Source organism: Actinomyces weissii (genome assembly GCF_016598775.1).
In the GTDB taxonomy this organism is placed as follows: domain Bacteria; phylum Actinomycetota; class Actinomycetes; order Actinomycetales; family Actinomycetaceae; genus Actinomyces; species Actinomyces weissii.
In genome coordinates, this window is the sequence record NZ_CP066802.1 from 2,337,265 (window position 1) to 2,361,745 (window position 24,481).

Here is a 24,481-nt window from a genome sequence, read left to right on the forward strand (position 1 = left end):
TTGCCGCCCAGGTGCTTTTCGCACACATTGGGACCAGGCCGGTACTGGGATTCCAACATCTCTGGCTAGCCGGTGGTGGGCAGGGCGGCATGAGGTGCGCAACAGTGTCGTCGTCGCACATTCAACCCAGGCCCAGGAAGCAGCCAAGCTGGAATACTCCAGGGAGTATTCCCTGTAACTTCAGAGCAAGGCGCCTCTCCGACCTTTGGGCCGCTCCTCACCGTGTGTGCAACCGCGCCTTGCACGCCCTGGGGGCGCCCCGGTCCCCGTTCCATGACGCCCAGCCGCCGCACCCTGCACGGCACCAGGCCGTCCCCTACCTACAGCGCGCCCAGCGAGCGCCGTCGTCGTCGAGAGCACCAGCAGCCGCCAAGCGCATCCGAACCACCCCCAGCTAAGGGCACCCTTACCGGTCTCGCGAGCCATATGTCCCGGTCTCGCGAGAAAGGGGCGGTGGGGCCATAGACTTGGGGCTGTTCCGTCGTCGTCGCCAGGAGAGCCGCCATGACACTGTCCGCAGCCGCGTCCCTGCGCTCGGGCCTGACCGTCGCCCTAGGCCGGGCGGCCCGCACCGCCGTACGCCTACGGTCAGGCGGCACCGGTGGCACCGCCCTGCCCGGCCTGGTCATGGAGCGCACCGATCCCGGCTTCCTCAAGCGCACCCTGGACCAGCTGCCCCTGGGCGTGGTGGTGGTCTCCGGCACCAACGGCAAGACCACCACCACCAAGATGGTCGTGGAGCTGCTCAGCAGCCAGGGCCTGAAGGTCCTGACCAACCGCACCGGCTCCAACTTCGTGCGCGGCGTGCTCGCCTCCCTGCTCATGGAGGTGGACGCCAGCGGCCGGGTGGACGCCGACGTCGCCGTGCTCGAGCTGGACGAGGCCCACGCCGTACGCTTCATCCAGCGGGTCCGCCCCCGCGCCGCCCTGCTGCTCAACGTCATGCGCGACCAGCTGGACCGCTTCGGGGAGATCGACTACACCGCCTCCCTGCTGTACAAGGTGGCCCGCTCCACCAGCGACGCGGTGGTGGTCAACGCCGACGACCCGCGCCTGTCCGCCAACCGCTTCCTGCGCCACCTGACCGCCCGCGTCACCTCCTTCGGCGTCGGGGAGGAGCTGCGGGACCTCTTCCTCTCCGACGACGACCTGCGCGTCGGCTCCGCCTGCCTGACCGACCCGCACGCCCCGGTGGACCCGGAGGCGGAGGCGAAGGCGGCCGCCGCCCGCAGCACCGCCGAGACGGACCCCACCGCCAGGCGTACCCGCCTCTGCCCGGCCCCGCGCGTGCGCCTGGAGTCCCTGCAGGGCCGCGATGCCGTCGTGAGCGTCGACGGCGCCCGCCACAAGGTGTCCTTCGCGATCCCGGGCGTGCACAACCAGCTCAACGCCTGCGCCGCCCTGGCCCTGGTGCTGGAGGTGCTTGGTGAGCAGGCACGGCTGGAGCCCCTGCTGTCCGCCCTGGCCCGGGTGGAGGCGGCCTTCGGTCGCGGCGAGGTGCTGCGCCTGGACGACCGGGACGTGGAGCTCTCCCTGGTCAAGAACCCGGCGGGCTTCCGCATGGGGCTGCTGACTGCGGAGCAGGCGGTGCGCTCCGGCGGCGCGGAGACCGTGATGGTGGCCGTCAACGACGAGTACGCCGACGGCCGGGACATGTCCTGGCTGTGGGACGTGGACTTCTCCGCCCTGCGCCAGGAGGGGGTGGCTGTGGTGACCGGCGTGCGCTGCTGGGACATGGCCCTGCGCCTGCGCTACGACGGCGTGCCCGTGGAGGTGGTGGAACCGGACCTGAACCGGGCCCTGGAGCGGCTGCGGGAGCGGGCCGCCGCCCAGGACCGGCCCGTGCGGGTGTTCACCACCTACACCGCCATGCTCGCCCTGCGCGCCCGCCTTGGTGAGCTCACCGACGTCGAGGAGGTCATGAAGTGAGCGCCCCGGTCCTGTACCCCACCCAGATCGACGGCGGCGCGCGGGGCCGTCTGCGCCTGCTGCAGCTCTACCCGCGCGACATGAACATCTACGGCGACTGGGGCAACACACTGACCCTGCTGCGGCGGGCCGGCTGGGCCGGTTACGACGTGGAGCTGTACTCCTACGACATGGGCAGCGAGCTGCCCACGGCCGTGGACCTGGTGGTAGGTGGCGGCGGCCAGGACTCCGGGCAGGAGCGCATCAAGGACGACCTGGTGGCGGTGGGGCCCCGGCTGCGCGAGTGGGCGCAGGCGGAGGTGCCGATGCTGGTGATCTGCGGCCTGTACCAGCTGTTCGGGCACCGCTTCGTCACTGCGGAGGGCTCCGTGATACCTGGGATCGGGCTGTTTGACGCCGAGACCGTGGGGGGCGCGCACCGCATGATCGGCAACATCGTGCTGGAGTCGGAGGACTTCGGCCAGGTGGTGGGTTATGAGAACCACTCGGGGGTGACCCGCCTGGGGGCTGGCACCCGGCCTTTCGGGCACGTGCGCAGCGGCGAGGGCAATAACGGTGAGGACGGCACGGAGGGGGCGCGCGTCCACCAGGTGATCGGCACCTACCTGCACGGCTCCCTGCTGCCTAAGAACCCGGCGGTGGCGGACTGGCTGCTGGAGCGGGCGGTGCGGCACGGTGGCGGCACCTGGGACCCGGCGCCCCTGGACGTGCTGGCGCCGTCCGCCCCGGTGGACCTGGCCACGATGACGCAGCGGGCTCGCGAGGTGGCTGCCTCCCGTCCGCGTTAGGCGGCCTGGCTGCGGAACGCGGGGAGCTGGGTGCCGGGCTGCGGGGGCGCGGGGGCGCGGGCGCGTTGGATGCAGGGCGCCGGGCCGCCGCGTGCCTGGCGGACCCAAGCACGCCCCGGCTCAGCCGCTTACGGGCGCCCTCGTCACGTACCTGACGCCCGCGCGGGCTAGGGTGGGCCCGTGCCAACTCCTGAGTTCATCCTGTCGCTACGAGAGAAGATCGGGCACGACCCCCTGTGGCTGCCGGGCGTGAGCGTGGTGGTGCTGGACGGGCAGGGTCGGCTGCTGCTGGGGCGCCGCAGCGACACCGGCTGCTGGGCGGTGGTCTCCGGCATCCCCGAGCCCGGTGAGCAGCCCGCGGCCTGTGCCCGGCGCGAGTGCCTGGAGGAGACCGGCGTGGAGCCGCAGGTGCTGGGGCTGGCCGGGGTGACGGCGGGGAGGGAGATCACCTTCCCCAACGGGGACCGCTGCACCTTCATGGACATCACCCTGGTGGCCCGCGCCAGCCAGGAGCAGGTGGCGGCCACCCGCGTAGGCGACGAGGAGTCCACCGAGGTGGGCTGGTTCCCTCCTGACGCCCTGCCGGAGCCCTTGCAGGAGTCCTCCCGGGGGCGGGTCGCGGCGGCGCTAGCCTGGCTGGCGGACCCGACGGCGGTGCAGCTGGGGCGTTAAGGCCCCTGGTACGCCTCGGGGTCAGGCTGGCCCCTGGGGCAGAGGCGGTTTCCCTGCCCGGAGCCGGGTGCCCGGCAGGTGCTGGAAGGGCCCTGCGGGCACCCGGCGGCAGGCGGCGGCGAGCTCAGGACCGGGGCTGGCGCTCCGCCCACTCGGCGGGGCTGACACGCACCCCGGTGTAGAAGGGGGTGTCCACGCGCACGTGCAGGCGGGCCTCGGTGTAGCGCTGGTGGTGGATGACCCCTTCCAGCCGGTCCAGGCTGTCCGCCTCGAATCCCAGGACCCACTCGTAGTCGCTCATGCCGAAGGCCGCCAGGGTGGAGCCCTTGACGTCCGGGTACCGGGAGAAGCCGTTGCGGCCGTGGGCGGCCATGATCCGCGAGCGCTCCTCAGCGGGCAGCAGGTACCAGTCGTAGGAGCGCACGAAGGGGTAGACCATCAGCCAGTCGCGGGGGGCCACTCCCCCGAAGCAGGCTGGGATGTGCTTGGCGTTGAACTCGGCGGGGGTGTGCAGGCCCATGCAGGACCACACGGGCTCCAGGTAGCGTCCCAGTGCGGAGGCTCGCAGGCGGTGGTTGGCGTCCAGGAGCTTCTCGGGGTCGTCGTCCAGCCACCAGATGAGCAGGTCGGCGTCGGAGCGGAGCCCGGCCACGTCGTACCAGCCGCGGGTGGTCACCTCGGACTGCTCGACGAAGTAGGTGGACTCCCCGACCAGCTTGCGGCGCACGTCCTCCAGGGAGGGCAGGGGCCGCTGGAGGCGGAAGACCGTGTAGAGGGCGTAGTGCTTCTGGTTGTTGACGGCGTCGAAGTCCACGTCGGTGGCGTCGCGCGGGTCGTGGTGGGGGCGGCGGACCTCGTCGTTGAAGCGGTGGATGCCGGCGGCGTCGGGGCCGGTGCCTTCCGGGGCAGGGGCGTGGGGGTGGGTGGCGCCAGCAGCGTGGTGGCCAGAGGGCTGGTTGGGGTGCTCGGTCATGGGTTTACCTCCGTTGCGTGGGTGAGCGGCTGGTTCTGCGGGGTGGTGCGGCTGCCCGGGACGGGCGCTGCTGGGCTGGTGGGCTGCCTGGCTGGCTGCGGGGCGGCAGCAGCCCTGTGGGCAGACGGTGTGGAAGGGGCCGGTGCCGGTGGTGGAGGCGGGGGTGACCGTCTCTCCCCGGGCGACGGCGGCGCGCTCCAGCAGCAGGTCCGCCAGGGAGGTGATGAAGGCCGGGTGGCTGCCGGCGGTAGCGGCTCGCGCGTAGGGCAGGCCCAGGCGGGCGGCGGTGTCCTTGGCCTCGGTGTCCAGGTCGTAGACCACCTCCATGTGGTCTGCCACAAAGCCGACAGGGGCGACGACGACGCCTGCGGGCACCGGCGTCGGGCTGCCGTCCACCAGGCGTCCTGCCGCCAGCGCCTCCAGGTGGTCGTTGACGTCGGGCTCCAGCCAGCGGGCCTGCGGGGGGCCGGAGCGGGAGCAGTAGACGAGGTCGTGGTGGGGTGGGTGGTCCAGGCCGAGACGCCGGGTGACCTCTGGTACCAGCACCTCGATGAGCCGCTGGTGCTGCTCGACGTAGCTGATCTCCGTGGACAGGTCCGCCGCGACGCCCGGCTCGGGCGGCACCGTCTCAGGCCCGGAGGCCTGGAGGCAGTGGCCTTGGCTACTATCGGCGCCGCTGGTTCCTTCCGGTGCTTCCACCAGCCCGGGCACGCCTGCGCGGGCAGCCCCCAGGGCTCCGGGGGACGAGCCTTCCTCCATGGCGACGGGCACGGAGTGGGTCACGAGCACCAGGCGGACCCCGGCAGCGGGCACGCCCTGGGCCTCCAGCTCCGAGAAGGCCGCCACGATCGCGTCCACGTTGGCGGTGAGCATGCCGGGGGTGTTGTAGAAGGGGCGGGTCTTGTCCACCGTGAGGCTGACCGGCTCACCCCCGGCTCCGCCCACGCGGGCGGCGGCGTCGGCCTCACGGCCCTGGCCGGTGCTGCCGTCGGTGCCTGCGGCCAGCTGGGCCAGGGCGGCGGCGGTGTCCTCCCGGTACTGGCGGCAGCCGGAGTAGGAGCCGTAGGCGGCGGTGGTCATGCTCAGGACGCGGCGGGCCCCGGCCTCGGCCAGTGAGCGCAGCGACTCGGAGACGAAGGGGTGCCAGTTGCGGTTGCCGATCACCACCGGCAGGCGGGAGCCACGGCGGGCCAGCTCGGCGCGCAGGGCGGTGAGCATCTCGGCGTTGCGGGCGTTGATCGGGGAGACGCCGCCGAAGCCTGCGTAGTGGCCGGATACCTCCAGGAGCCGTGCATCGGGCACGCCGCGCCCGGCGGTGGCGTTACGCATGAAGGGCAGCACGTCCTCGGGGCCCTGTGGGCCGCCGTAGGACAGGACCAGGACCGCGTCGTAGGGGGCCAGGGGGTCGGTCTGGGTCATCGGGCGGCTCCTTGGGGCTCCGGGGTGCGGGTGCGGACGGGGCAGGGGCCGGGTACCGGTGGCTGCACGGCGGGCAGCGTCGGGCGGGTCCCTGGGCTGGTGGGCAGGTCGGGGCAGCCTGCGGGGTCGGGGGCCGCGGTGCCCGGCTGCGGGTCCAGCTCCAGGCCGAGCACCAGGCTGAGGGCGGCCAGGTACTCGTCCTGGCGTCCGGCCCGCCCGGCCTCCCGGGCGGCCACGCTGGGGTGGTGCAGAAGACGGGCGGCCAGGTGGTGCAGGGCCCGCTCGGCGTCCTGGGCGTCCACCAGTCCGTCGCGCGGGCGCAGGCGGGAGACCTCGTCCTGCACGACGGCGTCCACGTGCTGGCGCAGCTCCCGTATCACAGGGCCCATGCGTCGTCCTTGCTGGGCGCGGGCGTAGGCCTGCGTCTCCTGGGCCACCACGGCGCGGGCAGCACGGACCTGGGCGGCCTCGGCGGCGGGCACGGCCTGCTGCACGGCGGCCAGGTCTATGAGGGTCACGCCCGGCAGGGCGGCGACCTGGGTGTCGACGTCGCGCTGCAGGGCGAGGTCCAGGATCACCAGGGGGCGCCCGGTGGCGGGGTAGGGGGCGGCGCCAGCGTCCTGCACAGGGACCTTGTGCAGGGCCTGCGGCTGGCGCAGCCGGGTGGCCTCGGCCACGAGGTCGGGGCTGATGACGGGCACCCCCAGCCCCCGGCAGGTGATGACCAGGTCGGCGCGGGCCAGGGCGGCGGGCAGGGCGTCGGCAGGCAGCGCCCGCAGCCCGTGCCCGGCGGCGAAGGCTGCGGCCCGTTCAGAGCGGGAGTAGACCTCTACCTCCTGGACTCCGCGCTCGCGCAGGGTGGTGGCGGTGGCTCCGGCGTAGGCACCGGTGCCCACCAGCAGCACCCGGCAGCGTTCCAGGGCGGGTAGCTGCGCGGCCGCCAGGTCCAGGCCGACGGCGACCACGCTGCGTCCGTTGCCCGCCAGGCTGGTGCTGGTGGACACGCGCCGGGAGGTGGCCGAGGCGTGCTCGACGGCGCGGGTGAGCTCACCGGTGGTGGTGCCCTCCTGGAGGGCCCGGAGGTGGGCGCGGCGCAGCTGCCCGGCTATCTCCCGCTCCCCTACGACCATGGACTCCAGCCCGGCGGCGGTGGCGAAGAGCTCGGCGACCGCCTCCTGCCCGCCCCAGTGGCTCAGGCGGGGGTAGGGGGGCGGGCCAGCGTCCTGTGGGTGCTGGGTACCGGAGGTGCGGCGGGCGCGCTGCTCCAGGAAGGCGGTGACCTGCTGGCGCAGGCTGGGACCGGCTGCGTCGTCGGCGTCCAGCAGGAGCGCCAGGCGGTTGCAGGTGGCCAGGACGATGGCGCCGCGCACTGCGGGCAGGGCGGCGCACAGGTCGGGTCCGAGGCGCGCACTGGCAGCCCCCAGGTGGGCGACGAGGTCCAGCCCGTGGGTACGGTGGTCGGCGGAGAGCAGGTGGATCACAGCGCGTGCATTCAAGCACCCGCCGCCGGGCAGGGCACAATAGAGTCCAGCTGCCCCAAGGGTTTTGTGGACATGGTGTCGTGATCCTCCGGCCGGGGGACGGCGGCGGGCACCGCTGCGCCTGCGGGCTCAAGGGCCTTTCCGGACAGCCGCCAGGCACGAGACGTCAGGGACGGAGCCCTTACACAACATCATTTATCAGTACACCCTGTCAGTTTATCGGCATTCATGAGGTATTCCGCAAGCATGGTCGCACCTAAATCCCCCCGCCCGGCACTGCTGAGCGCCCTGGACGCAGAGCGTCCCGAGCGCACCCCGGTCTGGTTCATGCGTCAGGCCGGACGCTCCCTGCCCGAGTACCGGGCGCTGCGGGAGCAGGCCGCCCTCCCCATGCTGGACGTCTGCCTGCGCCCCGAGCTGGCCGCCGAGGCCACCCTCCAGCCCGTGCGCCGCCACGGCGTGGACGCCGCCGTGCTGTTCTCCGACATCATGGTGCCGCTGCTCCTGGCCGGGGTGGACGTGCGCATTGAGCCCGGCCTGGGCCCCGTGGTCACCAACCCGGTGCGCGACGCCGCCGCCGTCTCCCGGCTGACCTCCCAGGGCTACGGCCAGGGCCGCTGGGCCGACGGCGTGCAGGCCGTAGCCCAGGCCGTGACCCAGGCCGTGCGCGAGCTGGGCGGCCCCTCCTCCCCCGGAGCCTCAGCCAGCGACGCAGCCACCACCCCCCTGGGGCGCGCGCTCAGTGAGCGGGAGCTGGCCGGCCTGCGCCACAGTGCCGGTAACGCCGGGTGGACCCCCGTGCTGGGCTTCGGCGGAGCCCCCTTCACCCTGGCCGCCTACCTGGTTGAAGGCCGTCCCAGCCGCGACCACCTGACCACCCGTAGCCTCATGCACGCCGACCCCGCCTCCTGGGAGCGGCTGCTGACCTGGTGCGCCCAGGTCACGGGAGAGTTCATCGCCACCCAGGTGGAGGCCGGGGCCAGCGCCGCCCAGCTCTTTGACTCCTGGGCCGGGGCCTTGTCCCCCCAGGACTACCGCAGCCGGGTGGCCCCCTACTCGGCGCTGGCCATCGAGCGGGCCCGCCGGGCCGTCTCCCCCACCACCGGGGCCCCCGCCCCCCTGATCCACTTCGGCACCGGCACCGCCCGGATCCTGGCCGACATGCGTGACGCCGGGGCGCAGGCCGTGGGGGTGGACGACCGCACCAGCCTGGCCGAGGCCCTGGAGGCCCTCGCCCGCGCCCGCTCCGGCCCCTGCCCCGTGCAGGGCAACCTGGACCCCGCCCTGCTGGCTGCCGGCCCCGGACCGCTGCGCCAGGCGGTGACCGCCTGCGTGGAGGCGGGCCGGACCGCCCCTGGGCACGTCCTCAACCTGGGCCACGGGGTACCGCCCGGCACCGACCCGTCCGTGCTCACCCGCGTGGTGGCCCAGGCGCACCAGGACCCGCAGTGGCAGGAGCTGGCCGCACAGACCTGGGAGCCCCGCCCATGGTCCTGAGCCCGTCCCCCCGCCTGACAGACAGCACCCACACCCCCCAGGACCCCGGGGGCCGCGCCCGCCCCGTGCACCACGACGCCGTCGTCGTCGGTGGTGGCGCCGCTGGCCTGGCAGCCGCCTGGGAGCTGTGCCAGCACGGCCTGCGCCCCCTGCTGGTGGAGGCCCGTGGCTACACCGGCGGCCTGGTGGCACGGGGAGAGGTGGCCGGGGTGGCGCTGGACCTGGGGGCGGAGGGCTTCGTGCTGCGTGGCACCGCGGTCAGCGAGATCGCGCAGGCCTGCGGGCTGGAGGTCGTGCCCCCCAGCGGCGGCGGCGCCCACCTGTTCCTCCCGCCCCTGCCCGGCGCGACCCGTGCGCCCCACAGGCACCCGGCAGGCGGCTGGGAGCTGCACCCCTTCCCCGCAGACTCCTTCCTGGGGGTCCCTGCCGATCCGCAGGCAGCCGACGTACGCCAGGTGCTCGGACCCCACGGGGCGCGCCGGGCCGCCCAGGACGCCCGGCTGGGCCCCCTGGTGGGCACCGGCCCGCAGGACCCTGCCGACCTGGCCGCGTTCGTGCGCGCCCGCATGGGGCAGGCGGTGCTGGAGCGGCTGGTACGCCCCATAGTGGCGGGCATACACACGGCGGACCCCGCCGACCTGGCTGCGGACAACGTGGCCCCCGGACTGCGGGACGCCACCCGCCGTCTGGGCAGCCTGCAGGCGGCCGTGGCCGAGCTGCTGGCGCAGCGACGCGCCCGCCAGGGCGGACGCACCGTGGACGTGACCACCGTGGGCGGCCTCTCCGCCCTGACCCAGGCCATGCGTACCGCCGTCCAGGAAGCTGGCGGGCAGGTCCGCACCCGCACCGGCGCGCAGGTGCTGCGGCCAGCGGCCAGCGGCGGCTGGGAGCTCGAGCTCACTCCCACCGGACCGGGCCCCACCCCCTCGGCGGAGCCCGTGCCCACCGGCGGCCCCGAGCTGGTGAGCACCCCCCTGGTAGTGGTGGCCTGCTCCGCCGAGGCCGCACAGCGCCTGCTGCGGGGGGCCGGGGTGGCGGCGGACCTGTCGGTGCCGGAAGGCTCCCCCATCGCCCGCCTCACCCTGGTGGCCCGCAGCCCGGGCCTGGACGCCGCCCCGGTGGGCTCGGGACTGCTGGTGGCCCCGGTCTCCGCAGGAACCCCTCCGGTAGCGGCCAAGGCCCTGTCGCACCTGAGCCGGAAATGGCCCTGGGTGGGGCGGGAGCTGCGTCGTCTGCACGGACCGCACACCCATGCCTTGCGCCTGTCCTACGGGCGGCCCGGCCAGCCCCGGCCGGAGGTCAGCCTCGTCCAGGCCCTGACGGACGTGGAGGCCTTGACCGGGGTGCGGATCAGCCCGGAGCAGGTGGTGGACCACAAGCTGGTGCGCTGGGACGGCACCCTGCCGCCGATCAGCGCCAGCTACCTGGAACAGGCGCGGGCCGTCGTCGGCCAGGCCGAGGCCCGGCCCGGGCTGGGGCTGACCGGGGCCTGGGTGGCTGGCAGCGGCATAGCCTCGGTGGTGGCGCACGCACGCGCCCAGGCGGCCCGTCTGGCAGCAACCTATGAATCGCGCCCACCGGAAGCGGGCACCAGCAGCATCAAGGAGGAGCCGTGACCCCCACGCTGACGGTCAGGCTGGGGACCCGCTCCTCCGCCCTGGCCACCGCCCAGTCCCAGATGGTGGCTCGCGACCTGGAGGCCGCAGCCGCCCGCGCCGAGGTGCCGCTGCAGGTGGAGCTGGTGCCGGTGCGCACACGCGGCGACGTCGACCCCACCTCCCTGTCCCGGCTGGGTGGTACCGGGGTGTTCGCGGCGGCCCTGCGCGAGGCCCTGCTGGCAGGTGGCTGCGACCTGGCCGTCCACTCCTTCAAGGACCTGCCTACCGCGCCCGTACCCGGCCTGACGGTCGCCGCCGTGCCCCTGCGCCAGGACCCGCGCGACGCCCTGTGCGCCCGGCCCGACCTGGCGGGCCGCGCCGCCCCGGAGCCTGGGGGCCGCGCCGTACCGGGCCTCTCGGAGCCTGCCGGACCCGCCCCCGGCCTGGGCCTGCTGCCCCCGGGGGCGCGCGTCGGCACCGGCTCCCCGCGCCGGGCCGCACAGCTGCTGGCCGCGCGCCCCGACCTGCAGGTAGTGGACCTACGAGGCAACGTGCCCACCCGCCTGTCCCGGGTGCTCGGCCCCGCGCTCAGCGCGGACGGCAGCCTGGGAGCCGTGCAAGAGCCGGACCTGGACGCCGTGGTGCTGGCCCTGGCGGGGCTGCGCCGTCTGCGCCTGGAAGGCTGGGCCAGCCTGGTACTGGCGGGCACCACGCAGCAGGCCGCCACCACGGGGGCCCCGCTCATGCTCCCCGCCCCCGCCCAAGGCGCTCTGGCTGTGGAGACCCGCACGGACGTGGCCGAGACGCTCCCTGCCCTGGCTACGGCGCTCGCGGCCCTGGACGATCCAGCGGCCCGGGCGGCGGCCATCGCGGAGCGGGCGGTGCTGGCTGGCCTGCAGGCGGGCTGCGCCGCCCCGGTGGGGGCGCTGGCACAGGTGGAGGGGCAACGGCTGGACCTGGAGGCGGCCGTCGTCTCCCTGGACGGGGCCCGGCGGGTGACCGTCAGGGAGCAGGGCCCAGCCGCGCAGGCGGCCACCCTAGGGGCCCGGGCGGCGGCGGCGCTGCTGGCGCAGGGGGCCGCTCAGGTAGCGGACCTGCAGGCCACGAGGACGCCGCGGCACCAGGACCCCCGGGGGCGGGCGTGAGCGGGCCGCTCAGCGGCTGCCGGGTGCTGCTGACCCGCCGCCGGGCACCAGACCGCCTGGCCCGGGCGCTGCGCCAGGCAGGGGCCCAGGTGGAGACGGTGGCCCTGACCCGCACGGTCAGCCTCCCCGGCCCCGTGCGGGAACGGGCGCAGGCGCACCTGGCCGCCGGTGAGGCCGCCTGGCTGCTGCTCACCTCCGCCCGCACGGTGGCGCACCTGGACCTGGGGGCCCTGCACCCGCGCACGCGGGTGGGGGCCGTGGGTGAGGCCACGTCCCAGGCGGCCCAGGCCGCCCTGGGGCGCCCCGTCGACCTGGTGGCTGGTGGAAGCGCGTCCTCCCTGCTAGCAGCCGCAGAGCTGGCGGAGCCGCTGGCAGGCGGACCGGGCACAAGCCGTCAGGTGCTGCTGCCGGGCTCCGCCCTCTCCGGCCCCCACCTGGCCCAGGGGCTGCGGGAAAGGGGCTGGCGGGTGGAGGTGCTGCCCTTGTACACCACGCAGACCCTGCCGCCGACGGAGCTGCCTACCGGGCTGGCCCGGCGCTACCGGGCGGGTGGCTACGACGTCGTGGTGGTCACCGCTGGCTCAGGGGCGCAGGCGCTCCTGGCGCTGCTGGGCGCCCCACCGGCGGGCACGGTGCTGGCTACGCTCGGTGAGCCTAGCGCGCAGGCCGCCCGGGCCCTGGGGCTGCCGGTCCCTCCGACGGCGGTGGCCCAGCAGCCCACCCCCGATTCGCTCGTGGCGGCTGTAGCCGCCGTCCACCAACCAGGAGAGCAGCAATGAGCCAGATCCCTTCCACCGCCGCAAGCTTCCTGCAGGACCGGGGCGTGCCCGCACCGGCGGCCCCCACCGTGCGGCCCCGCCGCCTGCGCGCCACCCCGGCCCTGCGGGGCCTGGTTTCGGAGACGCAGGTGCGGCCCGGGCAGCTGATCTACCCAGCCTTCGTGCGTGAGGACATCACGGAGCCGCAGCCCATAGCGGCGATGCCTGGCCAGCTCCAGCACACCCTGGACTCCATCCGCCGGGAGGCGGCCGCCTGCGCTGCCGCCGGGGTGGGGGCGATCGACCTGTTCGGGGTGCCAGCCACCCGGGACGCCGTCGGCTCGGGGGCCTGGGCGCAGGAGGGGATCCTGAACCGGGCGGTGGCGGCGGTGCGGGCGGAGGTGGGTGACGCACTGGTGGTGTGCGCGGACACCTGCCTGGACGAGTTCACCAGCCACGGGCACTGCGGCGTGCTGCGGCCCGCGGGCGGCCCGCGCGCCGGGGAGGTGGACAACGACGCCACCCTGCCCCTGTACCAGGCCATGGCGGTGGCGCAGGCGGAGGCCGGGGCGCACATGGTGTCCCCCTCGGGGATGATGGACGGGCAGGTCGCGGCGATCCGGACGGCCCTGGACGCCACCGGGCACGAGGACGTCAGCATCCTGGCCTACTCCGCCAAGTACGCCTCCGCCTACTTCGGCCCCTTCCGGGAGGCGGTGGGCTCCACATTGCAGGGGGACCGGCGCAGCTACCAGCAGGACCCGGCCAACCGTCGGGAGGGCCTGCGCGAGGCGCTGCTGGACGTGGCTGAGGGGGCCGACATCGTGATGGTCAAGCCTGCCGGCCCCTACCTGGACGTGCTGGCTGAGGTCGCCGCCCACAGCCCGGTGCCGGTGGCCGCCTACCAGGTCAGTGGCGAGTACGCGATGGTGGAGGCCGCCGCCGAACGCGGGTGGGTGGACCGCGAGCGCGTCATCATGGAGTCCGTGACCGGGATCGTGCGGGCCGGGGCGGACAGCGTGCTGACCTACTGGGCCCGTGAGCTCGCCGAGCGCCTGCGGGCCTGCTAGCCCCACCGCTGTCCTTTTTCTCCGAGCGCCTACTGGAGGAGCCATGAGCAAGCAGAGCAACGCCGAGCTGTTCGACGCCGCCCGCCGCGTCATCCCGGGGGGTGTGGACTCCCCGGTGCGCGCCTTCGGCGCGGTGGGCGGCACCCCCTCCTTTATCGCCTCGGCCCGGGGCGCCCAGGTCACGGACGTGGAGGGCCGCAGCTACGTGGACCTGGTGGGCTCCTGGGGCCCGGCCCTGCTGGGACACGCCCACCCCACCGTGGTGCAGGCGGTGCAGCAGGCGGCCTCACGCGGCCTGTCCTACGGGGCCCCCACCGCGGCGGAGACGGAACTGGCCCGGCTGGTACGCCGTCGGGTGCCTGCCGCCGAGCGGGTGCGTTTCGTGTCCACGGGCACGGAGGCCACCATGACGGCTATCCGGCTGGCCCGGGGGGCGACCGGCCGGGACCTGGTGGTGAAGTTCGCGGGCTGCTACCACGGGCACTCTGACGGCCTGCTGGCCGCTGCGGGCTCGGGACTGGCCACCGGGGGGCTGCCTGCCAGCGCAGGAGTGCCTGCCGCCGTCACCTCCTGCACGGTGGTCCTGCCGTACAACGACGTGCCCGCCTTGGAGGACTGCTTCGCGCAGCAGGGGGAGCGGATCGCCGCCGTGATCACCGAGCCTGCCCCAGCCAACATGGGGATCGTGCCGCCTGCGCCTGGTTTCAACGCGGCGATCCGGCGTACCACCTCCCGGTACGGCGCCTTGATGATCGCTGACGAGGTACTTACGGGATTCCGGGTGGGGCCGGCCGGGTTCTGGGGGCTGGAGGCGCTGGACGGCTGGTCCAGCGAGCACCCTGACGCAGCACGCCTGGCCGCCGCCCCCAGCTGGCCGACGGCGGACTGGCGGGAGCGGGCCGCCTGGGTGCCGGACCTGTTCACCTTCGGGAAGGTGGTGGGCGGGGGGATGCCGCTGGCGGCCCTGGGCGGGCGCTCGGAGGTCATGGAGCTGCTGGCACCGTCGGGGCCCGTCTACCAGGCGGGAACACTCTCCGGCAACCCCTTGGCGACGGCGGCCGGCCTGGCCACCCTGGAGCTGGCTGACGACTCCGTGTACGCGCAGGTCGCCGGTCAGGCCCAGGCAGTGGGCGACCTGGTGGGGGCGGCACTGGCCTCTGCGGGCGTACCCCACCGGGTGCAGCGGGCCGGGTCCTTGTTCTCCGTGATGCTGGGGGAGCAGGCGGCCGCCGTCGGGGTGCGGGACTACGAGCAGGCCAAGGCGCAGGAGACCTGGCGGTTCAGCCCGTTCTTCCATGCCTTCAGGGAGGCGGGGGTGGCTCTGCCGCCTTCCGTGTTCGAGGCCTGGTTCCTGTCCGCGGCCCACGGCGAGCAGGAGCTGGAGCGGATATCTTTGGCGGCACCGGTGGCAGCACGAGCAGCCGCCGCGGCCGGAGCCGCCTGCTCCGGGTGAGTTATTGGCCACACTATCACCTGAGGCCCACGACACATCAGATAGCCGCTTGCCTGGAAACCAGGCACAAACCCGCAACGGCCCGGAAATCTACCTGGAGTTCCAGGCAAATCCGACATTCTCCTGGATTACCTATCAAAGCACGCATTTGCTACAAATAGCATTCACAAGTGCCCCTAGCCCTGAGGCTGCACAAGATCCCGACGCCATCCCTGTAGGAGGACGGATCAGCGATGACTATCCAGACCGCTGCCCACAAAGCCCCCGTACACACCGTGGGCACAGACCACACGCCAGCAAGCCCGCGGGCGCTGGCCTGGCAGCACCTGGCCCTGATGAGCTTTGCTGTGGTCTGGGGATTCAGCAACGTCGTCACCAACTTTGCCAACCAGGGACTGTCGGTCATTTTCTCCTGGATCATCATTATGGCGGCATACTTCCTGCCCTACACGCTGATGGTCGGCGAGATGGGCGCAGGGTTCCCGGAGGCCAGGTCCGGGGTGGCGGCCTGGATCCGTTCCACCCTAGGCTCCGGATGGGCCTATCTGTGCGGATGGACTTATTGGGTGGTACACATTCCCTACCTGGCGTACAAGCCACTGTCCCTGCTGGTGGCGGCGGACTGGGCGACCCAGGGCGCGGGCGGCACGCTTGCACGCTATCCGGTGTGGGGCGTGCAGCTGGCGGCGCTGCTGGTGCTTCTGGGTTTCATCTGGCTGGCCACCAGAGGCATCCGCCCCGTGAAGGTGCTGGGGACCGCCGCCGGGGCCGCCTCCTTCCTGATGGGCCTGCTGTACATCCTGCTGATGCTTGCCGCGCCTGCCCTGCGTAGCGCGCAGGTGGCGACCCCACGCATGACCTCCCTATCCACCTACCTACCGCACCTGGACCTGAGCTACTTCACGAGCATCGCCCTGCTGGTGGTGGCCGTGGGTGGCGCCGAGAAGCTCTCCCCCTACGCGGCCAGCATGCGGGACTCCCGCCGAGGTTTCCCCCAGGGGCTGATCGCGATGGCCATGCTGGTGGCCTTCTCAGCGGTGCTGGGCTCCCTGGCCATGGGCATGATGTTTGACGTCAACCACATGGATGCTAAGACGCTGGCCGACTTCAAGACCAACGGCCAGTACCTGGCTTTCCAGAAGCTCGGGCAGTACTACGGCGTCGGCAACGCCTTTATGGTGGCGCAGGCGACGGCGAACCTGGTGGTGCACGCGGCGATCCTGCTGATCTCGATCGACGCACCGCTGCGGATGATGCTGGCCGAGGCCGATGAGCGGCACGTGCCACAGGCGCTGCGTAGGCTCAATGAGCACGGTGCCCCGGTCAACGGCTACCTGCTGACGGCGGCGCTGGTCGCGCCGCTGCTACTGCTGCCCGTCTTGGGGGTGGACAGCCTGACGGAGCTGTTCACGGACCTGCTGGACCTTAACGCCGTGGTTATGCCCATGCGCTACCTGTTCGTGTTCGTGGCGTTTATCGCCATGCGCAGGCTGGTGCGGCGCCCCGCCCTGGGGCCTGACACGCGCCTGGTGCGCTCCGACCGGTTGGCGGTGGCCATGGGGGCGTGGTGCTTCGTGTTCACGGTGCTGGCCTGCTTGCTGGGGATGATTCCGGTCAACGTGCCTTTCGGGACGGCTTCCTGGTGGGGCAAGCTGGCGCTGAACCTGGTGACTCCGCTGGCCCTGGTCAGCCTGGGACTGATAATGCCGCTCATCGCAGAGCGCCAGCTAGGCCTCCCCCGCCGCTAACCCCTGTCATATTCGCGAGACCGGGACATCGGTACCGCGAGACCGGGACATATGGCTCACGAGACCGGCAAGGCTTGCCTTAGCTGTGGACAACCTGTGGGCTGGTGGCGCCCTGGAGGGGATGACTGTGACGGTGGACGAAAGCGCCCGTCACCTTTGCGTCGGCAGAGACAGCACGTCACGCTAACCATTGCTGTCCCAGCCGTCGGCAACCCGTCGCCAGCGAGCCCGACAAGGCAGCGGGCCCCTTTTGCACACACTAGAACAAGGTCAGTGCCGGGACTCCACCGTTTCTGGCTTCCAGATGACACGAAGGCGGCGCGAGGTGCGCAACGGCGTCGTCCTTGCACATTCAGCCAGGTCGAGCGACCAGCTAGGCCAAAAGGTTTCTCAGGACATTACCTGTAGTTACAGCGAGAGCCAGAGCAGGACCCGGGCGCGCTCCTTGCATGTGTGCAATCAGCTCCCCAGCCCCAGCACAAGGGCCCCCTAGCCCAGCCGTTCAACTACCCCTTCAAGGCCGCTCGCTGCCTCGCGCCCGCACCCGCCCCAGCCCTCACGCTCGAGCCAGCGGGGTCTCGGCCAGCCAGCACCCACAGGCAGCACCGCCAGCAGGTCCCGGCCCAGCCGAGACCTGCCAGGCACCATCAAGCACGCACGAACAATCCATGACTAAGGCAATCCTTACCGGTCTCGCGGTGCATATGTCCCGGTCTCGCGGTGCATATGTCCCGGTCTCGCGAGAGGGGGGTGGAGGCAGGCGTGCTACCGCGTCGAGCCCAACCTGACCCCACATCGAGCCCAAGCTGGCACCGTCCTCCCAGACCGCCTCTCCCTCGATCCACCCCACCCCCTGAGCCCCCACCGAACCCCGGCCCGCCCGCACCAGCCGTACCACCCACCGGCCCCCAACCAGACCAGCTTTCACGACACTTTGTCACACCAGTTGAGAACCCACCCCACCTCCGCTTAGGCTTCCCAAAGTTAGGCTTCCCTACGCAAAGCTTGAGGTTCCCATGCTGATCTCCCGCCGTTCCGCCCTGATCTCCGGCTCAGCCGCCCTGGCCGTCACCCTGGCCGCCTGCGCCACCGGCAAGAAGACCGACGCCACCCCCGCCGCGGACGCCAGCAGCGGCGCCACGAAGTCCGGCAAGCTCACCATCGTCGCCACCACCGGCTACCTGGGCGACGCCGCCAAGAACATCGCCCCCGACGCCGAGATCACCGTCCTGGTGGGCCCCGGCGGCGACCCGCACACCCAGGAGCTCAGCACCAAGGACACTGAGAAGCTCGGCAGCGCCGACGTCGTGCTGTGGACCAGCCACGACATGGAGCACCACATGCGCGACCAGCTGGACAAGCTCGGCAGCAAGCAGGTCCCCGCCGCAGAGGCCATCCCCGAGTCCGACCTGCTGCCCTGGGAGGAGGACGGCAAGGTGGAGGGCTTCGACCCGCACGTGTGGAACTCCCCCGACAACTGGAAGCACGTCGTCACCGCCTGCGCCAAGAAGATCGCCGAGATCGACCCGGGCAACGCCGCCACCTACACCGCCAACGCGGAGGCCTACAACAAGAAGATCGACGAGGCCAAGGAGGCCGCCCGCAAGGTCCTGGAGCCGATCCCCGCCGAGAACCGCTACCTGGTCACCGGCCACGACGCCTTCAACTACCTGGGCAAGACCTACGACATCAAGATCAAGGCCACTGACTTCGTCTCCTCCGACTCCGAGATGAGCGCCGAGGACATCGAGGAGCTGGCCACCCTGATCGCCGAGAAGAAGATCCCCGTGATCTTCCAGGACAACCTGAAGAACCCCGAGGCCATCAACCACGTCAAGGACGCCGTCAAGGCCAAGGGCTGGGACGTGGAGGTCTCCGACAAGCCGCTGTACGCCGACTCCCTGGGCGAGGCCGCCCCGGTGGACACCTACCTGGGGGTCTTCGAGTACAACGCGCAGGCCATCGCCGAGGCCCTCACCCCGAAGGCCTGACCAGACCGGCAGCATCCTGTTCTCTCCGGGAGCGCCATCTTGCCTCGCCCCGCTGCTTCGGCACCCTTCCCGTCGCGCAGCGGGGCGGGGCGCTTTCCGGCCGACGACGGCGCCCGGCCGCCACGCCGGTCCCGCCAGGCTCGGGCGCTCCGGTCTCCTGGTCCAGCCCCTGGTGCCCGCAGCCTCAGCATCCGCCTCGGGACACGGGCACCTGGCCTCGCCTGCTGGTCACGCGCCACCCTGGTCAGCCACCAGGCCACCAGGCCACCAGGCCCAGCCTCCAGGTCCGCCCTGCCCCGTTCCTCCTGTCCCGACCATCTAGCAAGCCCCAAGGAGCGCCGTGCTAAACACTGCCAGCAACTCCTATCCCCTGCAGGTAACCGGCCTGTCCGTCGCCTACCAGGACCGTCTAGCCCTGAAACGGGTGGACGTGCACGTGCCTGCCGGGCACACCATGGCGGTTATCGGCCCTAACGGCGCCGGCAAGTCCACCCTGGTTAAGGCCGCCATGGGGCTGGTGCCTGCCCTCACCGGCCAGGTGAGCTTCTTTGGTACCTCCCTGGACGAGGCGCGCCGCAAGGTGGCCTACATGCCCCAGGCCGCAGAGGTGGACTGGGACTTCCCCACCACCGTGCGCGACGTCGTCACCATGGGCACCTACGGGCGCCTGGGCTGGTTCCGCCGCCCGGGGGCAAGGGAGCGGGAGGCGGTGGACGCCGCCCTGGAGGCCGCGGGCATCACCGACCTGGCGGACCGGCAGATCTCGCACCTGTCCGGGGGGCAGAAGCAGCGGGCCTTCGTGGCACGCACCCTGGTGCAGGACCCGGAGCTGTACATCATGGACGAGCCTTTCGCGGGTGTGGACGTGGCCTCTGAGAAGGCCATAACCAAGGTGCTCACGAACCTGCGGGCTGCTGGCAAGACCGTGGTGGTGGTGCACCACGACCTGGCCACGGTGCGCAGCTTCTGCACCTGGGCCACCATCCTGAACCAGGGCGAGCTGGTGGCTTGCGGCCCTCTGGAGGAGTCCTTCACCCATGACAACCTGCACCGTGCCTACGGCCTGACCGAGGAGACCCTGGGTGGTGCCCATCCCCAGGACCGGACCCACGCGGGCCTAGGGGGGCGCTCATGAGCGGGGTGGTCGCGGCCCTAGCCTTGCTGACGGCGCTGGCAACCTCCAGCCTGCTGGGGCCAGGCCTGCTCGACGTCGTCGCCGCTGCCGCAGCCGGTCTCGGGCAGGAGCTGGCGGTGCTGCCCGCAGCCTTTCCCGGCCTGAGCGTCACCCTCCTAGGTGACGCCGTGCACCACCTGGCCGTCGGCAGCCTGCCCGCTGCCCCCACCCTGGTCTCACCTGCCGACTTCCTGAGCACCTACACGTACCGGACGATGGCGGTGGGCACGACCGCGGTGGGCACCACCTCCGGGGCGCTAGGGGCCTTCCTGTACCTGCACAAGCAGTCGCTGGTCTCGGACGTGATCGGGCACAGCGCCGCCCTGGGGGTCACTGGGGCCTTTATCGTGGCTACCGCCGTGCTGGGGATCGACGGGCGCTCCATGCTGGTGCTGACCATCGGCTCGGTGATCGCCTCCACCGCCGCGGTACTGCTGGCCAACTGGATCGCCCGCAGCTCCCGGGTGGGGGTGGACGCTGCTATGGCCACCTGCCTGGCCCTGTTCTACGGCGGCGGGATCGTGCTGTTCCGGGTGATCGTGCACTCCAACCTGCGCAACCGTGGGGGCATCGACAAGTACATGTTCGGCAACGCCGCCACGCTGACCACTGACGACATGGTCACCATCGCGGTCCTGGGGGCGCTGGCGCTGGCGCTGATGCTGGTGTTCTGGAAGGAGCTGAAGGTCTACACCTTCGACCCGGTGCTGGCTGCCACCTCCGGCTTCTCGCCGCGTCTGCTGAGCCCCCTGCTGCTGGGGACGGCCACCTTGGCCATCGTTATCGGGATCAAGGCGGTGGGGCTGATCCTGATGATCGCCTTCGCGATCATGCCGGCGGCGGCCGCCCGCCAGTGGACGGGGCACCTGTGGTCCATGGTGGGGCTGTCAGCCGCCTTCGGGGGGATCGGGGGCCTGGGAGGCTCCTACCTGGCCGTGAACCTGGGCAAGGTGCCTACCGGCCCGGTGGTGGTGATCGTCCTGTTCTTGGTGCTGGCGGTGTCCTTGCTGGCCGCGCCGGACCGGTCCTTGCTGCAACGACGTCGAGCCCGGGCGGCGCAGCGCCGTCGGCTGCTCGCTGAGGTGGAGGAGGTAGCCTGATGCCTTTCCTGACTGCTGTGGCCCTGCTGGCGGTGGTGACCTCCGTGACCTGTGCCCTGCCGGGGACCTTCCTGGTGCTGCGGCACCAGTCCATGCTGATTGACGCCATGAGCCACGCGGTGCTGCCGGGGATCGTGGTGGGGGCGATCCTGTCAGGGACCACCCACTCACCGCTGATGATCGTGGCGGCCTGCCTGATGGGCCTGGTTGTGGTTATCGGCTCGGACCGTCTGCGGGCCACCGGGCTGATCGCGGGAGACGCCGACCAGGGGCTGATCTTCCCCGTGCTCTTTGCCCTGGGGGTGATCCTGCTGTCCACCACCTTGGCTAACGTGCACATCAGCGAGGACACGGTGCTCACGGGTGACCTGAACCTGCGGGCGCTGGCCCCGGAGCACGTGCTGGTGCTGGACGGGGCGGTGGACCTGGGGCCGGCCACCATGTGGCGGCTGCTGGGTGTGCTTGCCCTTACGGCGCTCTACCTGGTGGCGTGCTTCCCGGTGCTGAAGCTCTCGACCTTTGACCCGACCACGGCCCGCACCCTGGGCCTTCCGGTGCGCGCGGTGGACCTGGGGCTGATGGCCCTGGTGTCCCTGACCGTGGTGGTGGGCTTTGACACGGTGGGGGCGGTGCTGGTGGTGGCGCTGATGGTGATCCCGCCGTCCACGGCCTGGCTGGTGGCCCGCTCCCTGCCGCAGATGATCGCGGTGAGCCTGGGCGTGGCGGCCTTCGCGGGGCTGCTGGGCTTCTGGACCGCCTACGTGCTGGACCTGGCGACGGCGTCGACCATGGCGGTGGTGGACGCCCTGGTGCTGCTGACGGTGCTGCTGGTGGTGCGGTGGCGCGAGCGGCGTGCGGGCCAGGCGGCGGTCAGCGCGGGCACGACGGCAGTGGATGTAGGCGCGGCGCAGGCCTAGCGGCACGGCGGGGCCTCAGGGGCTGAGGGGGCGGCGTTCAGGGGCGGATCAGGGTGCCCACGGATACCGGCGCGCCCGCCGTGGGCCCATGCTGGTCTCATGACACAGCAGTACCCATCTGGCTCCTTCTCGCAGCGCACCGAGTCCTTCCGTTCCGGTCTGCCGCCCCGCTCCCGCCAGCGCCTGATCGCTGGTGTCTGTGGCGGTATCGCCGAGGCTAACGGGATCAGTCCCACGCTGGTCCGTCTGGCGGCCGTCCTGCTGGCCCTGCTGCCCGGCCCCATGTGGGTCGCGTACGTGGTGGCCTGGATCCTCATGCCTGACGCCGACTGACTGCCTGGCACCAGGTGGCCGGGCGACGGCGTCGCCGCGCCGTGGCCCGGAAGACGCGCGACGGGCGCCACCCCCGGTGGGATGCGGGGTGGCGCCCGTCGGCGTCGTGGTGGCTGCTGCTGGGGCAGCCTGCAGGCTCAGGACTGGGTTCAGGACTCCTGGGCGGCGACCTTGGCCTTGACCTCGTCCATGTCGAGCTCGCGCACCTGGGTGATCAGGGCGTCCAGGGCCTTGGCGGGCAGGGCGCCAGCCTCACGGTAGACCAGGACGTCGTCACGGAAGACCATCAGCGTGGGGATCGAGGAGATGCCCAGGGCCGTGGCGAGTCCCTGCTCGGCCTCGGTGTCCACCTTGGCGAAGGTGATGTCCGGGTTGGCCTCGGAGGCCTTCTCGAACACGGGGCTGAAGCGCTGGCACGGGCCGCACCAGGTGGCCCAGAAGTCCACGATGGTGATGCCCTCACCGCGCACGGTCTCGTTGAACTGCTCCCCAGTGAGGTTGATGGTAGCCATGAGTGGTCCTTTCAAAACGATGGCGTGACAGCCAGGCCAACCCGCGAGGTGCGCTCCGTATTCCAGCTCATCCAAGCGCACCGGCCCCACCAAAGCGTCCAAGGCCTCCAGGTCACTGAACCGGAACATGCTCCGACACCGGCACCGGCCCCTGCAGGAAAGAGGGCCACACCCCCACGCTCACGCCCCCGCCCGCTCCGGAGAGAACCACGCATCAAAACCAACCGGGAACACCCGCCGCCACCGCGACTCCCACCACCCACCCACGAGCGGCTCCAGAACACCCTTCCTAAGAGAGAGCCGGTGGGGCTGGTCCACCACCACCTCACCCACCTCCCAAGCAGCCACCACACCCTCAGGAAACACCCGATGAATATCAGAACCAACCCGCTACAAAACATCCCGCGCATAGCTCCCAGCCCACACCGGACCAGTCAAGGGCGCCAACACACTCACACCACCAGCACCCACTTACTTACCGCCCTCACTCAACCCAAAAACTATCCACGGACTAAGGTTTACCTTACCGGTCTCGTGAGCCGTATGTCCCGGTCTCGCGAGACCGGGACATACGGCTCACGAGACCGGTACATATGCACCACGAGACCGGTCGGAAGGATCGGTCAGAAGGAGACGGTGAGCAGCGCCGTCAGCAGCGCACCCGAAAGCCCCAGCAGAAACCCACGCAAGACAACCACCTGCAGCGCCGTGGCCAACACCGCCGTCAGGCAGGCAGTTCAGGCCGCCTTCAGGCCCGCAGCTCAGCGGCCACCAGCTCGGCGATCTGCACGGCGTTGAGCGCCGCCCCCTTGCGCAGGTTGTCCCCCACCGCGAACAGGGCGATCCCGCGGCCCGGCTCATAGGCCTGGTCCGCACGCACCCGCCCCACGAAGGTGCCGTCCCGCCCAGCGCTCCGCAAGGGGCTGGGCACCTCCTCGCAGGTCACACCCGGGGCCCCGCGCAGCAGCTCACGGGCCCGCTCCGCGCTGACCTCCCGCTCGAACTCCGCCGAGACACTCACCCCGTGCCCGCTGAACACCGGCACGCGCACACAGGTGCCGCTCACCAGCAGGTCCGGGATCCCCAGGATCTTGCGCGACTCGTGGCGCAGCTTCTGCTCCTCGTCGGTCTCCCCGGAGCCGTCCCCCGCGTCACCCCCGGCCCAGGCCACCGCGTTGAACGCGATCGTGTCCACGTAGACCTGCTTGTCCGGGAAGCTCACCGCCCGCCCGTCCAGCGCCAGCCCCTCCAGGTCCTGGTCAACCACGGCCCGCACCTGCCCCGCCAGCTCGGCCACGCCCGCCCGCCCGGAGCCGGAGACCGCCTGGTAGGTGGAGGCCACCAGGCGCTTGAGCCCCGCCTCGTCGTGCAGCACCTTGAGCGCAGGCATGATCGTCATGGTGGTGCAGTTGGGGTTGGCGATGATGCCCTTGGGCCGCCGCGCCAGCGCCTCCGGGTTCACCTCCGCCACCACCAGCGGCACCTCGGGGTCCTTGCGCCAGGCGGAGGAGTTGTCCACCACCACGGCCCCCGCGGCCGCGAACCTGGGGGCGTGCTCCTTGGAGGCGGCCCCACCCGCGGAGAAGATGGCCACGTCAATGCCCGCCAGGTCCGCGCTGGCCACGTCCTCCACCTCAACCTTGGCGCCGCGGAACTCCAGCACGGTGCCGGCGGAACGGGCGGAGGAGAAGAAGCGCACGGCCCGAGCGGGGAAGCTCCGCTCCTCCAGCATGGTGCGCATAACGCGGCCCACCTGGCCGGTGGCGCCCACCACGGCGACGACGACGCCGTCGGCTGGTCCCTGGTACTCGTTGACGGAGGCGTTGCTCATGGGATGCTCCTAGCGGTCTGTGCTCTGCGGCTGGTGGGCTGTAACTGCTCTGGTCTGGCTGGTGTCCGGCGCCTGCCGGTGGTGCCGGAGGC

At 72.0% G+C, this 24,481-nt stretch carries 19 protein-coding genes; 15 read left to right on the forward strand and 4 right to left on the reverse strand.

The annotated features are described in order from the left end of the window. Positions 1-504: 504 nt before the first annotated feature. From JG540_RS09400 to JG540_RS09410, 3 genes are all read left to right on the forward strand, one after another. Positions 505-1,929: a Mur ligase family protein gene (locus tag JG540_RS09400; RefSeq protein WP_200275593.1), complete on the forward strand. Its 1,425-nt coding sequence runs from the start codon at positions 505-507 to the stop codon at positions 1,927-1,929. Beyond that, positions 1,926-2,717 carry a type 1 glutamine amidotransferase gene (locus JG540_RS09405; protein WP_267977939.1) on the forward strand — a complete coding sequence of 264 codons (792 nt, stop codon included), beginning with the start codon at positions 1,926-1,928 and terminating at the stop codon, positions 2,715-2,717. The genes JG540_RS09400 and JG540_RS09405 overlap by 4 nt, the downstream gene beginning before the upstream one ends. Positions 2,718-2,897: 180 nt before the next feature. Further along, on the forward strand, positions 2,898-3,389 hold the full coding sequence (locus JG540_RS09410) for an NUDIX hydrolase (protein ID WP_200275595.1): 492 nt from the start codon (positions 2,898-2,900) through the stop codon (positions 3,387-3,389). A 124-nt stretch (positions 3,390-3,513) separates the two neighbouring features. On the opposite strand, the gene hemQ is transcribed toward JG540_RS09410, so the two are convergent. Then, positions 3,514-5,781, reverse strand: a complete 2,268-nt coding sequence (gene hemQ, locus JG540_RS09415) for a hydrogen peroxide-dependent heme synthase (RefSeq protein WP_200275597.1) — start codon at positions 5,779-5,781, stop codon at positions 3,514-3,516. Next, positions 5,778-7,262: a glutamyl-tRNA reductase gene (locus JG540_RS09420; protein WP_200275598.1), complete on the reverse strand. Its 1,485-nt coding sequence runs from the start codon at positions 7,260-7,262 to the stop codon at positions 5,778-5,780. The genes hemQ and JG540_RS09420 overlap by 4 nt, the downstream gene beginning before the upstream one ends. A 246-nt stretch (positions 7,263-7,508) precedes the next feature. Here JG540_RS09420 and JG540_RS09425 point away from each other — a divergent pair, with 246 nt between their 5' ends. From JG540_RS09425 to JG540_RS09480, 12 genes are all read left to right on the forward strand, one after another. Then, entirely contained in the window at positions 7,509-8,759 is a 1,251-nt protein-coding gene (locus JG540_RS09425; protein WP_234042795.1) for a uroporphyrinogen decarboxylase, read from the forward strand. Continuing rightward, positions 8,750-10,375 carry a protoporphyrinogen/coproporphyrinogen oxidase gene (locus JG540_RS09430; protein ID WP_200275600.1) on the forward strand — a complete coding sequence of 542 codons (1,626 nt, stop codon included), beginning with the start codon at positions 8,750-8,752 and terminating at the stop codon, positions 10,373-10,375. Before JG540_RS09425 ends, JG540_RS09430 begins: the two co-directional genes overlap by 10 nt. Beyond that, positions 10,372-11,502, forward strand: a complete 1,131-nt coding sequence (locus tag JG540_RS09435; RefSeq protein ID WP_407648323.1) for a hydroxymethylbilane synthase — start codon at positions 10,372-10,374, stop codon at positions 11,500-11,502. The genes JG540_RS09430 and JG540_RS09435 overlap by 4 nt, the downstream gene beginning before the upstream one ends. Beyond that, a complete protein-coding gene (locus JG540_RS09440) occupies positions 11,499-12,281 on the forward strand; it encodes a uroporphyrinogen-III synthase (RefSeq protein WP_200275601.1) in 783 nt (260 codons plus the stop codon). The genes JG540_RS09435 and JG540_RS09440 overlap by 4 nt, the downstream gene beginning before the upstream one ends. Continuing rightward, complete coding sequence (gene hemB / locus JG540_RS09445) at positions 12,278-13,330, forward strand: porphobilinogen synthase (protein WP_200275602.1); 1,053 nt, start codon at positions 12,278-12,280, stop codon at positions 13,328-13,330. The genes JG540_RS09440 and hemB overlap by 4 nt, the downstream gene beginning before the upstream one ends. 43 nt (positions 13,331-13,373) lie before the next feature. Then, on the forward strand, positions 13,374-14,783 hold the full coding sequence (gene hemL / locus JG540_RS09450) for a glutamate-1-semialdehyde 2,1-aminomutase (protein WP_200275603.1): 1,410 nt from the start codon (positions 13,374-13,376) through the stop codon (positions 14,781-14,783). 233 nt (positions 14,784-15,016) lie between these two features. Continuing rightward, positions 15,017-16,531 carry an APC family permease gene (locus tag JG540_RS09455; protein ID WP_200275604.1) on the forward strand — a complete coding sequence of 505 codons (1,515 nt, stop codon included), beginning with the start codon at positions 15,017-15,019 and terminating at the stop codon, positions 16,529-16,531. Positions 16,532-17,547: 1,016 nt separating this feature from the next. Next, positions 17,548-18,522, forward strand: coding sequence for a metal ABC transporter solute-binding protein, Zn/Mn family (locus JG540_RS09460; RefSeq protein WP_200275605.1), 975 nt, complete (start codon positions 17,548-17,550; stop codon positions 18,520-18,522). A 340-nt stretch (positions 18,523-18,862) separates the two neighbouring features. Continuing rightward, on the forward strand, positions 18,863-19,657 hold the full coding sequence (locus JG540_RS09465) for a metal ABC transporter ATP-binding protein (RefSeq protein WP_234042796.1): 795 nt from the start codon (positions 18,863-18,865) through the stop codon (positions 19,655-19,657). After that, positions 19,654-20,796, forward strand: coding sequence for a metal ABC transporter permease (locus tag JG540_RS09470; protein ID WP_234042797.1), 1,143 nt, complete (start codon positions 19,654-19,656; stop codon positions 20,794-20,796). The genes JG540_RS09465 and JG540_RS09470 overlap by 4 nt, the downstream gene beginning before the upstream one ends. Further along, entirely contained in the window at positions 20,796-21,713 is a 918-nt protein-coding gene (locus tag JG540_RS09475; protein ID WP_200275606.1) for a metal ABC transporter permease, read from the forward strand. Before JG540_RS09470 ends, JG540_RS09475 begins: the two co-directional genes overlap by 1 nt. A 99-nt stretch (positions 21,714-21,812) precedes the next feature. After that, the gene (locus JG540_RS09480; RefSeq protein ID WP_200275608.1) at positions 21,813-22,046 is read left to right on the forward strand and encodes a PspC domain-containing protein; all 234 of its coding nucleotides are present in this window, start codon (positions 21,813-21,815) and stop codon (positions 22,044-22,046) included. Positions 22,047-22,195: 149 nt separating this feature from the next. Here JG540_RS09480 and trxA read toward each other — a convergent pair whose 3' ends face one another. Beyond that, entirely contained in the window at positions 22,196-22,558 is a 363-nt protein-coding gene (gene trxA / locus JG540_RS09485; RefSeq protein ID WP_200275610.1) for a thioredoxin, read from the reverse strand. A gap of 748 nt (positions 22,559-23,306) precedes the next feature. Beyond that, complete coding sequence (locus JG540_RS09490; protein ID WP_200275612.1) at positions 23,307-24,389, reverse strand: aspartate-semialdehyde dehydrogenase; 1,083 nt, start codon at positions 24,387-24,389, stop codon at positions 23,307-23,309. Positions 24,390-24,481: the final 92 nt, after the last annotated feature.

Coding starts and splice junctions, on each gene's coding strand:
- JG540_RS09460 (WP_200275605.1), top strand. CDS start 17,548: ATGCTGATCTCCCGCCGTTCCGCCCTGATCTCCGGCTCAGCCGCCCTG.
- hemL (WP_200275603.1), top strand. CDS start 13,374: ATGAGCAAGCAGAGCAACGCCGAGCTGTTCGACGCCGCCCGCCGCGTC.
- JG540_RS09475 (WP_200275606.1), top strand. CDS start 20,796: ATGCCTTTCCTGACTGCTGTGGCCCTGCTGGCGGTGGTGACCTCCGTG.
- trxA (WP_200275610.1), bottom strand. CDS start 22,558: ATGGCTACCATCAACCTCACTGGGGAGCAGTTCAACGAGACCGTGCGC.
- JG540_RS09400 (WP_200275593.1), top strand. CDS start 505: ATGACACTGTCCGCAGCCGCGTCCCTGCGCTCGGGCCTGACCGTCGCC.
- hemQ (WP_200275597.1), bottom strand. CDS start 5,781: ATGACCCAGACCGACCCCCTGGCCCCCTACGACGCGGTCCTGGTCCTG.
- JG540_RS09425 (WP_234042795.1), top strand. CDS start 7,509: ATGGTCGCACCTAAATCCCCCCGCCCGGCACTGCTGAGCGCCCTGGAC.
- JG540_RS09430 (WP_200275600.1), top strand. CDS start 8,750: ATGGTCCTGAGCCCGTCCCCCCGCCTGACAGACAGCACCCACACCCCC.
- JG540_RS09470 (WP_234042797.1), top strand. CDS start 19,654: ATGAGCGGGGTGGTCGCGGCCCTAGCCTTGCTGACGGCGCTGGCAACC.
- JG540_RS09490 (WP_200275612.1), bottom strand. CDS start 24,389: ATGAGCAACGCCTCCGTCAACGAGTACCAGGGACCAGCCGACGGCGTC.
- JG540_RS09455 (WP_200275604.1), top strand. CDS start 15,017: ATGACTATCCAGACCGCTGCCCACAAAGCCCCCGTACACACCGTGGGC.
- hemB (WP_200275602.1), top strand. CDS start 12,278: ATGAGCCAGATCCCTTCCACCGCCGCAAGCTTCCTGCAGGACCGGGGC.
- JG540_RS09480 (WP_200275608.1), top strand. CDS start 21,813: ATGACACAGCAGTACCCATCTGGCTCCTTCTCGCAGCGCACCGAGTCC.